Origin of the sequence: Serratia sp. CY38905 (genome assembly GCF_052168875.1) — a bacterium.
GTDB classification, from domain to species: Bacteria; Pseudomonadota; Gammaproteobacteria; order Enterobacterales; family Enterobacteriaceae; genus Serratia; species Serratia sarumanii.
In genome coordinates this window covers 574,406-587,933 of the sequence record NZ_JBJNLV010000001.1, presented here as the reverse complement: position 1 = coordinate 587,933, position 13,528 = coordinate 574,406, and the positions used below count along the sequence as shown (strand labels likewise).

The window sequence follows — 13,528 nt, the reverse complement described above, 5'->3', positions numbered from 1 at the left end:
CTATCTATTTATCAGGATTGAAAAAAAAGGCGTTGCCCGCCCCGTTTTTACCTATGCTTAGGCAGGGGTGGCGTCACGCTGAAACCTAAAATTTTGGTTTATTATATTCACAAAGCGCCACTTTGCGATCTGATTACTTGGGAATCAAAGAAAAACAGGATATTGCTCTATAAAAGCATCTTTTACGATCTATGAGGCTAAAAATAACAGTAAATTAACTTCAATTAGGAAATAAATTGCGAATGTTCGCCTTGATCAAAAAAAGCCTTTTTTTGCTGAGAGGCATTTGCCAGAATATTCATCGCCGGACAAGAAGGACGGATTAGAAAGTATTGGCCTCTGCTTGTTGTGATTTCGTTTATTTTTATATGACGGATTCATTAATAGGTGGGCCGCTGCAGACTTGCCGTTATCGACGTATTTATTGTCGATGCCTTTGGGTTTTGGCAGTTAACCAACCAGCAAGATGCTAAAGAATCAGGGCTGCGCACATATAAGCGCGAGCAGGTTTCCTGTTGCTCTTTTTCTTGATTGGAATATGCATTTTTTCTTATAAGGAATATAGGTTCTATGAAACTTAACAAAATCATGATGGCTGCAGTGATTGCATTTGGCGCAAGTTCTTTTGCACAGGCAGCCGATCAGGGACACGGTAAGGTCACCTTCACGGGCTCTATTATTGATGCGCCATGCTCTATTGCGCCCGAGTCGATCGATCAGACCGTAGATCTGGGCCAGGTTTCCAACGTGGCGTTGAAAAACGGCGGCAAATCCAACCCGCGTCCGTTTGAAATCAAACTGGAGCAGTGCGACATCACCACGCTGAAAACCGTTAAAACCACCTTCAGCGGCGTCGCATCGTCCACCGACAAGGATCTGTTGGGTATCGCGGGCACCGCCAGCGGCGCCGGCGTAGCCATCTCTTACAATGGCCAGCCGATCAAACTGGGTGAAGCGACTACCGCGCAGACCCTGAATACCGGCAACAACACCCTGCATTTCGCCGCCTACCTGCAGGGCGAAGGCGCTTCCGCCGCCATCGTTCCGGGCGATTTCACTGCCGTAGCCGATTTCACCCTAGCTTATCAGTAAGTGAGCCCGAAGGCTTAATCAACCAGGCATGGGGTTCGCCGCATGCCTGGTGAATCTCCCTGTCAAAGGAATGTCGCGATGTTTTTACCAAGGAATCGAGCGGGTGCCGTTCTTTTGGCGTCGTTGGCGTTTGCGCCCGGCCATGCAACTTCCGCCGCGCAGGGGTGGGGCAAAGTCAACATGCACGGCGCCATTATCGACACCGCCTGCGCCATTGCCGCCGGCAGCCGCGATCAGACGATCGATATGGACACTATTCCTCTCGGGCAGATCATTCGTGACGGCCAGGGGATGACCAAACCTTTCAGTATCGAATTGGTCAATTGCATTTTGGAACGGCCGGAAAACAAGCCTGACTGGAAATTCTTTCAGGTCACGTTTGATGGTTATGCGGAAGGCGCTCTGTTTGGCGTACAGGGCGATGCGCGCGGCGTTGCATTGGAGATAAAAGACAGCAGCGGCACGGCGGTTATTCCAGGGAAACCTTTGCCGATGGAGGGAATAATACCGGGGAACCGAGTGCTGAATTATTCCATGACGTTGATGCCGAATCACCAGCCGTTGAAGGTGGGAGCGTATTTTTCCACAGTGCGTTTTAAGCTGGATTATTTTTGATTTTTTCTCGTACTGACGGTTAATTCGTTATTGAAAGGACTTTATTATGCTTTCACCGGCAGGGAAGTTATTTCGTCTTCAGGCCTTGGGGCTTTGCGTTGCCCTTTCTCTGGGAAATCCAATCGCGTTGGTCTATGCCGCCGACGTGATTCAATTCAATACCGACGTATTGGACATCAACGATCGCAAAAATATCGATCTGAGCCAATTCACGCGCAGCGGCTACATCATGCCGGGCGTTTATACCATGGTGGTGCATGTCAATAAGAACGATCTGCCGGAACAGCCGGTGACGTTTATGGCGCCCGAGAACGATCCTAAAGGCAGCGAAGCCTGTCTTTCGCCGGAGTTGGTCAACCAACTGGGGCTGAAAGAAAAACTGTTAAGCACGCTGAACTGGACGCACGGCGGCCGTTGCCTTGACGCCTCCAGCCTGGCGGGGATGGAAGCCCGCGGCGATCTTGCCAGCTCTTCGCTGTATCTCAACATTCCTCAGGCCTATCTGGAATACAGCTCGGAAAACTGGGACCCGCCTTCGCGCTGGGATGATGGTATTCCTGGGCTGCTGTTTGACTATAACGTCAACGCCCAAACGCAAAAACATCAGAAGGGCGGCAGCAGTTACAGCCTGAGCGGCAACGGCACCGGCGGCGCCAACCTGGGCGCCTGGCGTCTGCGCGCCGACTGGCAGGCCAACCTCAACCATCAGACCGGTTCTTCTCAGCCGACCGACAAACAGTTCGACTGGAGCCGCTATTACGCCTACCGGGCGATCCCGGCGCTGCGTTCGCGGCTGACAATGGGTGAGGATTACCTGAACTCCGACATTTTCGACAGCCTGCGCTTTACCGGCGTCAGTCTGCGATCCGACGACAGCATGTTGCCGCCCAACCTGCGCGGCTATGCGCCGGAAGTGACCGGCGTGGCGAAAACCAACGCCAAGGTGGTGGTCAGCCAGCAGGGGCGCGTGCTGTATGAAACGCAGGTGGCGGCGGGGCCGTTCCGCATTCAGGACATCAACGATGCGGTTTCCGGCGAGCTGGACGTGCGCGTCGAAGAGCAGGACGGCAGCGTGCAGGAGTTCAAGATGAACACCGCCAACATCCCTTATCTGACGCGGCCGGGTACGGTGCGTTACAAGCTGGCGACGGGCAAGCCGTCGGAGTGGGGGCACCATCTGCGCGGGCCGATGTTCGGCACCGGCGAGTTCTCCTGGGGGATCAGCAACGGCTGGTCGCTGTACGGCGGGGGCATCGCCGGCGGCGATTACAACGCGCTGTCGCTGGGGATCGGGCGCGATCTGATGGCGCTGGGGGCGTTGTCGTTCGATGCCACGCAGTCGCGTGCGCGTCTGCCGCAGGATGGCACGTTGACCGGCGGTTCGTACCGGCTGAGCTATTCGAAGAACTTCGATGAATACGACAGCCAGGTCACCTTCGCCGGTTACCGCTTCTCTCAGGAAGACTTCATGAGCATGGGGGACTACCTGGATGCGCGTTACGAAGGGGGGCGCAGCGGCAAGAGCAAGGAGATGTACACCATCACCTTCAACAAACAGTTCCGCGATCTGGGGCTGAGCACTTATCTCAACTACAGCCACCAAACCTACTGGGATCGGGCACCGAACGATCGTTACAACCTGATGGTGTCGCGCTACTTCGACATCGGCGATTTCAAGAACGTCAGCGTGTCGCTGTCGGCCTATCGCAACCGTTACAACGAGCGCAACGACGACGGGATGTATCTGTCGCTGTCGCTGCCCTGGGGCAGCGCGGGCACGCTCAGTTACAACATGACGCTCGATCGCGAAGAGAACGCCCACCGGGTCGGGTACTACAACCGGGTCGATGAACACAACAACTATCAGATCAGCGCCGGCGCCGCACGCAGCGGAGCGACGGCCAGCGGCTATTACAGCCATCAGGGCGACATGGCGCAGATCAACGCCAACGCCAGCTACCAGGCCGGCCGCTACAGCGCCGTCGGTATCGGCGCGCAGGGCGGCCTGACAATGGCGGCGGAAGGGGCGGTGCTGCACCGCGTCAATACGCCGGGTGGCACGCGTTTGCTGCTCGATACCGAAGACGTCGCCGGTGTGCCGGTGCGTGGCTACGGCAGTACGGTGCTGACCAACCGTTACGGCAAGGCGGTGGTGGCGGATGTAAACAGCTACTACCGCAACAAGGCCAGTATCGATCTCAACAGCCTGAGCGACAACGTCGAGGCGACGCGTTCGGTGGTGCAGGCCACGTTGACCGAGGGGGCCATCGGCTACCGCAAGTTTGAGGTGATTGCCGGCGAGAAGGCGATGGCGATCGTCAAGCTGGCGGACGGCAGCGAGCCGCCGTTCGGCGCCACGGTGCTGAATGCCCGCAAACAGGAGACCGGCATCATCAATGACGGCGGCAGCGTTTACCTGTCCGGCCTCAATCCCGGTGAGCGCATGAGCGTGCACTGGAACGGCGCGGCGCAGTGTGAAATCCAGCTGCCGGCGCCGCTGCCGGCCGAAATGTTGATGAACACGTTGCTGCTGCCTTGCCGTCCTCTTGCCGGCGACAAGCCGGCGGCCGACGCCAACTGACATACACCCGGCGGAGTGCGCTCCGCCGCTAAACCGCCGGGGCGGGCTCGTCCGCTTCCGGCCGACTGGAACCGTGAAGACATGATGAATCTGACTATGACCAGAAAGACCGTTTTCCTTGTGGGCCCGCTCGCCGCCGCGTTGACGATCGGCGCGGTCAGCCTGCCCGCCCATGCGGCCATCGCGCTGGATCGCACGCGCGTGATTTTCGACGGCGACCTGAAAACGGTCAGTCTTAACATCAGTAACCAGAACAAACAGTTGCCGTATCTGGCGCAGGGATGGATCGAAGACGATCGCGGCAACAAGATCCAAAGCCCTTTCACCGTGCTGCCGCCGGTGCAGCGGGTGGAACCGGGCAAACCGAGCCAGGTGAAGATCCAGTCGCTGCCGGCGGCGCGTCAGCTGCCGCAGGACAGGGAGACGCTGTATTACTTCAACCTGCGTGAGATCCCGCCGCGCAGCAATAAGCCGAACACGCTGCAGATAGCGCTGCAGACGCGCATCAAAATGTTTTATCGCCCGGCGGCGCTCGCCCCGAAAAAGAATGCCGCACCGTGGCAGGAGCAGCTGACGCTGACCCGGCAGGGCGACAAGTACGTGGTGAACAACCCGACCCCGTATTACGTGACGATCGTTGAGGCGAGCGCCGGCAAGGGCGAGAAAGGGGCGGCGGGCTTTGAACCGTTGATGGTGGCGCCGAAGGCCAGCGCCCCGCTGAACGTCTCCGCCGCGAGCCTCGGCAACGGGCCGTCGCTGGCGTACATCAACGATTACGGTGGGCGGCCGCAGTTGAACTTCCGCTGCGCCGGCAATGCCTGCCAGGTCGTGCCGGTCGCCAAATGACGATCCGCGCGCCAGCAGGGAAGACAGAGTGAACACAGCGGAGTGAACGAATCATGCAACGAAAGATCCCCATGCTGTTGGGAAAAGCCTATGAACGTCATCAGCGACGCACTATCGGCCTGACGGTGTTGGCCGCGCTGATGGTGCCGCTGACGGCGGGCACGATGCTGGTGCTGATGCCACCGGCCCGCGCGGTGGACAACTGGGAGGTGGAGGGCGCGAACGGCACGCTCCACGTCTACGGCGCGTTGACGGAAAGCGCCTGCAGTCTGGAAATGACCACCGCGCGTCAGGAAGTGTGGCTGGGGGAGACGGGAACGGCGCATTTTCAGCGCCCGGGCGATCGCGGCACGCCGGTGGCGTTCGAGCTGACGCTGAAAGACTGCCTGCGGGCGCCGGCGAGCAACCGCGACGCCTGGACCGGGGTGCTGGCCTGGAGCGGCAGCCAGCCTGCGGTGTCCGTGGCGTTTGCCGCGCCGACGGATGACGACGCGCCGAGCCTGGTCAGGGTCGCCGGCGTCACCGGCTTGGGGCTGCAGTTGGCGGATGCCAGCGGCCTGCCGGTGCGCCTCGGCGCGCGTAACAAACCGATCTTGCTGACGCCGGGACAAAACACCCTGACGTATACGGTGACGCCGGTGCGCACCCCGGCGACGCTGAGCGCCGGCGCCTACCGTGCGGCGATCGATTTCCGCCTTTATTACGACTAATACGCCGCTTGCGCCGAGCCGGCGCAAGCCTAACCAAAGGGAGTGGCGTCATGCGCGCGACAGAGACGAACCGGCGCCGGAGCGCGCTGTTGGGGGCAGGCATGGTCATGGTGGCCGGCATGATGGCGCAGCCGGCGGACGCGGCGGAAAACATGCGCTTTCACGGGACGCTGGTGGCCGAGCCGTGCGTCATTCAGCCGGGAGATGAGGATATCCAACTGGATTTCGGCACCATCGTCGACAAATACCTGTATCTGAACACCCGCACCCATAGCCAAACCTTCGCGTTGCACCTGACCGAGTGCGATCTCAGCCTGGGCAATACGGTGGCCATTACGTTTACCGGCACCGAGAACGCCAAACTGCCCGGCCTGCTGGCGCTGGATGCCGGCAGCCTGGCCTCGGGGATCGGCATCGGGTTGGAGGACAGCAGCGGCAAGGCGCTGCCGCTCAATCGCGCCAGCGATAAATTCCGCCTGAATGCCGGCAACACCACGCTCACGCTGCAGGCCTATGTGCAGGGGGAGCCGGAGGCTATCCAAACGAAGACCATTGGCCGCGGCACCTTCAGCGCGGTGGCCACTTTTACGCTGGAATACGAATAAGCGTCTACAAGGACAAAAAACGCAATGATGATAAAGCCCCTCAATCGCACCCTGCGCATGGGCCTGCTGTGCCTGTTGGCGTTGAGCGCCGCCGCCTGTCAAAACCAAAAATCGGGCAAACCCGCCGTGAACACCCAAAATCAGGCTGTGCAAGCGCCGTCAGAAGAGGCTTTGCGCAAGCAGCGTGAGGCCGAGCAGCTGCAGCAGTGCCAGCAGCAACTGGGCGCATTGCGCACCATCAACGAGAAGCAGTATCAGCGCTATAAACAGGCCTTCGACAGCCTGATGAGCGGCGCTTCGCAGTACGCCAATCTGCGCGCACGGGTAAACGGCGACACGCAGGAGACGGTGGATGCGCTGTATCGCTACAAGGTCAACTATCTGTGCGCCGGGGTGAATCAGGCGGTGTTGACCGGGCTGGCGGATCGCGGAGAGCAGGTTAAATGAGGATGCGTCTGCTCGGCTGTGTCGCTCTGCTGTTCACCGGCGTTGCGCAGGCGGACGACGGCGTGCCGGCGCTGCTGCAGTTTGCCGAACAGTATCAACGGCAGAGCACCGAGCCGAAGAGCGAAAACGCGGCGCCCGCCGACCGCGCGTCGGGGCAAAAAAAGCGTGAGCCGGCGAAGCGCCCGTTGGACACCCACCAGCCGGCTTCACCGGCCAAAGCTTTTACGCTGAGCCAGGCATTATTGGCGCGTGACCAACAGCTGGCGCGCCAGCGAATGGAACTGACGATGTTGCGCCAGGAACTTGCCGCGCTGCGGGCGGAGAAAGCGGCGCCACCCGTCGCGACGTTGCCTGATTCGTCAACGCTGCAGCAGTGGATCGCCGGGCTGGGCGCCGCCTGGCGCGGTTCGCCCGATGCCCAGCGCGCCGAGGCGCTGCTGCGTCAGGCGACGCAGGAAACCGCTAAAACCAAAGCGGCGGCGATGCAGGCCGAACGGCGCGCCAGCGAGCTGGAGTCCGCCGCACAGGCATCGGCACAGACGCTTGCACAACGCCAACGCGAGCACCAGGAGGCGCTGCACGCTCTGCGCGCCGCGTTGGAAGCGAGCGAGCAGAAGCGAGCTGCTGAGCAGAAGGCGACTCAGCAGGCGCGCGAGGCGCTGTTGGCGCTGCATCAGCGGCTGCAATGGGAGATAACGCCGGAACAGTTGAAGGATGAACGCAAGCGTTTGTCCTACGCGGCGGGCAGTGCGCTGGGGCGCGACATTCAGGGGGTAGTGGCGGAGCGTCAAAGCTGGGGCGTACTGGTGGATCGCGACAGCCTGTTGGCGGGCGTCATCGATAGCGTGTCGGGGCGTTTGCAGCTGCCGCCGGATGAACTGAATGCGCTGACGGCGCAGGCGGATGCCGCCGCCGTGGCCGCGCGTGAGAAACGCGTTAACCAACAGCGGCGGCGTGACGAAGATTACCTGGCGCAGTTCCGTCAACAAAAGGGCGTTAAGCCGTCGGCGATGGGCTTCTGGTATCGGGTGGATTACGCCGGGGAGGGGGCGTTGGCGCCAACGGCGGTGGTCGATGTGGTGGTGAAGGAGAAACTGACCGACGGCACGGTGATCCAGGATATGGAACTGAGCGGCAAGGTGCTGTCGCAACCGCTGTCCGAATATCCGCCGCTGTTTCGGGAGGCGATAAGCCATCTGCATAACCACGGTTCGCTGACGATGGTCGTGCCGCCGGCGCTGGCCTACGGCGAAACCGGCTATCCGCCGAAGGTGCCGCCCAACGCCACCATGGTTTATGAATTACGCATCGACAACAGCCAGGCACCGGCAAAGGGTGCCAAGGCGGTTAAACGGGAAGCCGACACGGCGGGAGGGCAGGGATGAACACCATGATAAAAATCGCGCTATTTGATGAAAACCGTTACTTCAGCGCCGGTTGGCAGGAGGCCCTGGCGCTGCACTTCAGCACTTACGGCAAGCGCACGCTGTTACTGGATGCGCAGCAGGTTCACGAAGCCGATCTGGTGTTCTGCTATTTTCCTCCCGGCGTGCAAAGCTGTTTTTGTCACTTCTTTGAGGCGCAGGCTGCGGGGCGCCAAACGCTGTATTTCTCGTTGCGAACGCCGGAGGGGCGGCATAAACGCACCGCCGGCACCCGCTGCGCGCTGGAGGCCGGCGTCATCTACCACGATACGCCGCTGGTATCGGCGCTGTATCAGGTGAACGCCGAGTTGGAGCGGCGCAGCAAATGGCCGGGCAGGCCGAGTTGTGGCATGAACTGCGTATGCCAGCACCGAGGCCTGACGCTGCGCGAACAGGAGATCATGCGCTGCATGACGCGGGAGATGGGAGTGACGCAAATCGCACGGATGCTGGACATCAGCGTGAAAACCGTCAGCAATCACAAGATGAGCGTTATGCGCAAGATGGGGTTCCGGCGTAATGCCGAACTTTACGGCTGGCTGCGGCACAGCGCCCGTCCCGGCGCCGTGGGGGCGCGAGCCGGCATTCAGCCTGGCATTGCGGCAGGGAAGGCGCAGCACTGAGACGGCGCCGGCCCAATCGGAGCGGCCGGCGCCTTAAGTGCCTCGCCGTGGCGGTCAGTTGCAGGCCACGACCTTGATCGCCAGCCCGCCCTGCGAGGTTTCGCGGTATTTGGCGTTCATGTCTTTGCCGGTTTCGTACATGGTTTCGATCACCTTATCCAGACAAACTCGCGGTTCGCTGGTGCGGCGCATCGCCATGCGTGCGGCGTTGACCGCCTTGACGGCGGAAATGGCGTTACGCTCGATGCAGGGCACCTGAACCTGGCCGGCGAGCGGATCGCAGGTCAGCCCCAAATGGTGCTCCATGGCGATCTCCGCCGCGATGCACACCTGCGCTGGGCTGCCGCCCAGCAGCTCGGTCAACCCGGCCGCCGCCATCGAACAGGCCACGCCCACTTCCCCCTGGCAGCCCACTTCGGCGCCGGAGATCGAGGCGTTCATCTTGTACAGCGCGCCAATCACGCCGGATGCCAGGAAGTAACGGGTGTAGGAGTTGGCGTTTACCGGACGGATGAACTTGTCGTAGTAAGCCAGCACCGCAGGAATGATGCCGCAGGCGCCGTTGGTCGGCGCGGTGACCACGCGGCCACCGGCGGCGTTCTCTTCGTTGACCGCCAGCGCGAACATGTTGATCCAATCGACCACGTTCATCGGGTCGATATTGTTCTTGTCTCCGGTCACCAGAATGCGGCGCAGCGCGGCGGCGCGGCGCGGCACCTTCATCGGGCCGGGCAGCAAGCCTTCGGTGTTGATGCCGCGTTCGATACCGGCGCTCATCACCTGCCAGACGTCGGCGAAGTGCGCGTCGATATCGGCCTTGCTGCGCAGCGCCAGCTCGTTCTGCATCACCAGGCCGGACAGCGACAGCCCGGTGTCTTTGCAATGCTGCTGCAGATCGTGCGCCGATTTGAACGGGTAGGGCACCGGCGTGGCGCCCTCGGCAGACTGGCCGAAGTGCTCTTCGTCGACGATGAAACCGCCGCCGATCGAGTAATAGGTTTTGCTGTGCAGCAGGCGCTCACCGGCGAAGGCGCGGATGCGCATGCCGTTTTCGTGCAGCGGCAGGTTATCGCTGTGGAAATTCATGCCGCCGTGCTGCGGGAAATCCACCTCGTGATGGCCGTTGGCCAGCGGCAGGCGGCCGCGCTGTTCGACGTCGCGGATAAAGCCGGGAATGCTGTCGATGTCCACGTCGTGCGGCAGGTTGCCGGCCAGGCCCATGATGATGGCGATATCGGTGTGGTGGCCTTTACCGGTCAACGACAGCGAACCGTACACGTCGACCACCACGCGGGTGGTGTCCTGCAACTGCTGGTGGGCGATCAGATCGTCGACGAACTGTTTGCCGGCTTTCATCGGGCCAACGGTGTGGGAACTGGATGGGCCGATGCCAATTTTGAAAATATCGAAAACGCTGACCATGGTCTCGCCTCCTTCTTCAGGTTTCAGGCGGTGAATACGGGAAATGGGGGAGTGCGGGAGGGCCGGCGCGCAGCGGCGCCGGCCGGACGTGATTAGCCGAGCAGGCTGAACACGATAGCAGAGATGGCGATCAGACCCATCACAACCACGAACACGTTGCTGATGTGGCCGCTGTACTTGCGCATGGCAGGCACTTTACGGATGGCATACATCGGCATCAGGAACAGCAGCATGGCGATGATTGGGCCGCCCAGGGTTTCGATCATGCCCAGGATGCTTGGGTTCAGGGTGGCGACGATCCAGGTGGTCACCAGCATGAAGATAGCGGTCATGCGGTTCAGCTTGGCGGTGCTGACGGTTTTGCCGCGGCTCTTCATCGACTTGGCAACCAGGCCGTTGAAGCCTTCACGCGCGCCCAGGTAGTGGCCCAGGAACGATTTGGTGATGGCGACGAAGGCGATAACCGGCGCGATGTACTCGATCATCGGGTTATTAAAGTGGTTAGCCAGGTAAGACAGAATCGAGATGTTCTGCGCCTTGGCTTCCGCCAGGTTTTCCGGCGTCAGGCTCAGCACGCAGCTGAACACGAAGAACATCACGGTCAGCACCATCATGATGTGTGCATAGGCCAGAATGCGGGAGCATTTCTTCTCGGCGTCTGCGCCGTACTCTTCGCGTTTGGCGACGGCGAAGGCGGAGATGATCGGCGAGTGGTTGAAGGAGAACACCATTACCGGGATCGCCAGCCACAGGGTCATGATCAGGCCGTGGCCCATGCCGGTACCGCTGCCGGACAGCGACACGTTTTCGAAGATGGCGCCGGTCCAGTTAGGGATCAGATACACCGCCAGCAGCATCAGCACCGCGACGAACGGGAAGACCAGGATGCTCATGGTTTTCACGATGGCCTGCTCACCGAAGCGCACGATGGTCATCAGGCCGACGATCAGGATCAGCGACAGGATGGCGCGCGGTGGCGACGTCATACCCAACTGGTGGGTGATGAAGCTGTCGACGGTGTTGGTGATCGCCACGCTGTAAACCAGCAGAATCGGGTAGATGGCGAAGAAGTACAGCAGGGTGATCAGTTTACCGGCGGTGATGCCGAAGTGCTCTTCTACCACGGCGGTGATGTCTTCACCGGGATTCTTGCCGGACAGAACGAAACGGCACAGGCCGCGGTGGGCAAAGAAGGTCATCGGAAAAGCGATGATGGCCATGATGATCAGAGGAATCAAACCGCCGATGCCGGCGTTGATTGGCAAGAACAGGACGCCTGCGCCGATGGCGGTGCCGTACAGGCCCAACATCCACATGGTATCCGTTTTACGCCAGGTACTGCTGGAGCCCGAGGCCGCAGAGGCAATTGTGCCGGTCTGTGTAGTGTCCATAAATATCTCCGAAGTGAACACGAATTTAAAATTAAAAGGCAAAACTTAAGGTTAAACCGTCAAACGTCCTATTCAGGCAACGCTTGCGGTAAGAATCAGGTGTTGCTTGCGGGGATGTTTTGGCGTCCCCCTGGTTGTTTATTGTGTTCATTACCAAGGCACAGCGCCGGGTAATTCACTAAAGACTTTTCACCGTCACGGGCGATAAAAGTCGTTACCGCTGCCGACAGGTCTTTGCCTGTCGATTTTTGTTGGCGGCAAGATAACGATTTACAGTAGAAACAACCGTGATCCTGCTCTCAAATGCGCAATATGTGCAGTTATCTGCTTTTTTATCGATTTTTCGCGCATTTGTTGCACATTTGTGTAAGATTTTGTGCTGAGAACGCTCTCATAATAATTTCTGCGATTATGCGGTTTGTACAATAATTAGCCGGATAAAGCGCTGTGCTCAGCAGCAAGCCGAGCAATATATTTTATGCGTGGTTTTGGATCTAGCGAAAAACCCGGATTAAGCAGTTTTAGTGATGTGGATCACATTGTATTTTTAAGTAAAATTTCATTCATCGATTTGTTTTTAAATGGTTTTTAATGAAAATCGCCGTTAATAACGAAGGGAAATTACTTACGTGGTTAGCGGATAGAAATGCGTAACCATTCATCATATAAATAACAGATGCCTAACAGGTATTGGCGATATTTGCTGCAACCGCTTAAACCGCCGTTTATTTAAACATCGCGGCCTTTGGCGCGATTTATCATATAAAAGCCATAAATAGTCGTTAATTCACCCAGCCGGCAGCGGGTTTAGCCTGCGAGAAAATAATCACCCGGGTGACCTGTTGCATTTTATTAACCTGATGTTGCGTGCGGATAAGCGAAAAACGCGAATCGATTGCGCATTATTTGTTCATTTTCGGGCGGGGAAAGAAGGGGATTGCAGCGGTGCGCCGTCGGTTTCGACGGCGCAGAAGGCGAATTAATAGCGGGTAGCGATGGCGTTGTCGTTGAAGAACGCCATGAAGTCGGCGTCCGGTTGGCGGTCACTGATCACCCGATCGAACTGTGTCAGCGGGCCGATGCAGGCCGGTTTGGTTTTGCCGAACTTGCTGTGATCCGCCACCAGGATCTTTTGCTGCGCCATCGCCATGGCGCGATGCTTCATCTCCAGCTCGTCGAAGTTGAAGCAGGTGGCGCCATGCTGCAGGCTGAGGCCGGCGGCGGAGATAAAGGCGATGTTCGGGCAGATGTGATCGAGCTCGTTGCGGCCGCCGACGCTGGAAAAGATGTAGTTGTTCGGCTTGAACTCACCGCCGCACAGGACCACTTTGCAGTTCGGTTTGTCCTGCAGCGCCAGGAAGGTGTTCAGCGAATGACACACGGCGGTGAAGATCAGCTCGTCGGCGATGGCGTCGATGATCGCCGGGGTGGTGGTGCCGCAGTCGAAAAACACCGTGTCGTTTTCATTGATCAAGGGGGCCGCCAGCAGGCCGATGCGCCGTTTCTCCGTCACCTGCTTGGCTTTTTGATCGGAAACGAAGTAGTTGGTGACGCCGTTGCTGCGCGGATCGGTCACCACGTAGCCGCCGAGCAGCACCACCGCCGCCGGTTCGGCGCTCAGATCGCGGCGAATGGTCATCTCCGAGACCCCCAGCAGCACGGCGGCTTCTTTCAGGTGGATCTTGTCAGCGCGTTTTAACGCCTGAACTAACCGGTTGATACGTTCTTCGCGCCGCGTTTCCATAGATCCGTCTTCCCACAGGTAGTAGAGG

General features: G+C 59.3%; 12 protein-coding genes. 9 read left to right on the top strand and 3 right to left on the bottom strand.

Annotation, left to right across the window (positions count from 1 at the left end):
• Positions 1–570: 570 nt before the first annotated feature.
• The 9 genes from ACJ8MK_RS03030 to ACJ8MK_RS02990 all read left to right on the top strand — a co-directional run bounded on the left by ACJ8MK_RS03030 (position 571) and on the right by ACJ8MK_RS02990 (position 8,943).
• A complete protein-coding gene (locus ACJ8MK_RS03030) occupies positions 571–1,092 on the top strand; it encodes a fimbrial protein (RefSeq protein ID WP_025302212.1) in 522 nt (173 codons plus the stop codon).
• A 78-nt stretch (positions 1,093–1,170) separates the two neighbouring features.
• Positions 1,171–1,707 carry a fimbrial protein gene (locus ACJ8MK_RS03025; protein ID WP_033654626.1) on the top strand — a complete coding sequence of 179 codons (537 nt, stop codon included), beginning with the start codon at positions 1,171–1,173 and terminating at the stop codon, positions 1,705–1,707.
• Positions 1,708–1,753: 46 nt separating this feature from the next.
• On the top strand, positions 1,754–4,288 hold the full coding sequence (locus ACJ8MK_RS03020; RefSeq protein WP_442517490.1) for an outer membrane usher protein: 2,535 nt from the start codon (positions 1,754–1,756) through the stop codon (positions 4,286–4,288).
• Positions 4,289–4,369: 81 nt separating this feature from the next.
• Positions 4,370–5,134 carry a fimbria/pilus periplasmic chaperone gene (locus tag ACJ8MK_RS03015; protein ID WP_101455797.1) on the top strand — a complete coding sequence of 255 codons (765 nt, stop codon included), beginning with the start codon at positions 4,370–4,372 and terminating at the stop codon, positions 5,132–5,134.
• A gap of 71 nt (positions 5,135–5,205) precedes the next feature.
• Positions 5,206–5,844: a fimbrial protein gene (locus ACJ8MK_RS03010; RefSeq protein WP_060421603.1), complete on the top strand. Its 639-nt coding sequence runs from the start codon at positions 5,206–5,208 to the stop codon at positions 5,842–5,844.
• 50 nt (positions 5,845–5,894) lie between these two features.
• Positions 5,895–6,449 (top strand): fimbrial protein, encoded by a 555-nt coding sequence (locus ACJ8MK_RS03005; RefSeq protein WP_033646700.1) that lies wholly within the window; start codon positions 5,895–5,897, stop codon positions 6,447–6,449.
• 24 nt (positions 6,450–6,473) lie between these two features.
• Entirely contained in the window at positions 6,474–6,896 is a 423-nt protein-coding gene (locus ACJ8MK_RS03000) for a hypothetical protein (protein ID WP_047568423.1), read from the top strand.
• Positions 6,893–8,281 carry an FKBP-type peptidyl-prolyl cis-trans isomerase N-terminal domain-containing protein gene (locus ACJ8MK_RS02995; protein WP_442517489.1) on the top strand — a complete coding sequence of 463 codons (1,389 nt, stop codon included), beginning with the start codon at positions 6,893–6,895 and terminating at the stop codon, positions 8,279–8,281. Before ACJ8MK_RS03000 ends, ACJ8MK_RS02995 begins: the two co-directional genes overlap by 4 nt.
• Positions 8,278–8,943 (top strand): response regulator transcription factor, encoded by a 666-nt coding sequence (locus tag ACJ8MK_RS02990; protein ID WP_041034282.1) that lies wholly within the window; start codon positions 8,278–8,280, stop codon positions 8,941–8,943. The genes ACJ8MK_RS02995 and ACJ8MK_RS02990 overlap by 4 nt, the downstream gene beginning before the upstream one ends.
• A gap of 54 nt (positions 8,944–8,997) precedes the next feature.
• On the opposite strand, the gene ACJ8MK_RS02985 is transcribed toward ACJ8MK_RS02990, so the two are convergent.
• The 3 genes from ACJ8MK_RS02985 to deoR all read right to left on the bottom strand — a co-directional run bounded on the left by ACJ8MK_RS02985 (position 8,998) and on the right by deoR (position 13,500).
• On the bottom strand, positions 8,998–10,365 hold the full coding sequence (locus tag ACJ8MK_RS02985) for an L-serine ammonia-lyase (protein WP_033646691.1): 1,368 nt from the start codon (positions 10,363–10,365) through the stop codon (positions 8,998–9,000).
• A gap of 92 nt (positions 10,366–10,457) precedes the next feature.
• On the bottom strand, positions 10,458–11,756 hold the full coding sequence (locus tag ACJ8MK_RS02980; RefSeq protein WP_004938697.1) for an HAAAP family serine/threonine permease: 1,299 nt from the start codon (positions 11,754–11,756) through the stop codon (positions 10,458–10,460).
• A 979-nt stretch (positions 11,757–12,735) separates the two neighbouring features.
• Positions 12,736–13,500 carry a DNA-binding transcriptional repressor DeoR gene (deoR, locus tag ACJ8MK_RS02975; protein ID WP_033637797.1) on the bottom strand — a complete coding sequence of 255 codons (765 nt, stop codon included), beginning with the start codon at positions 13,498–13,500 and terminating at the stop codon, positions 12,736–12,738.
• Between the last annotated feature and the right edge of the window lie 28 nt (positions 13,501–13,528).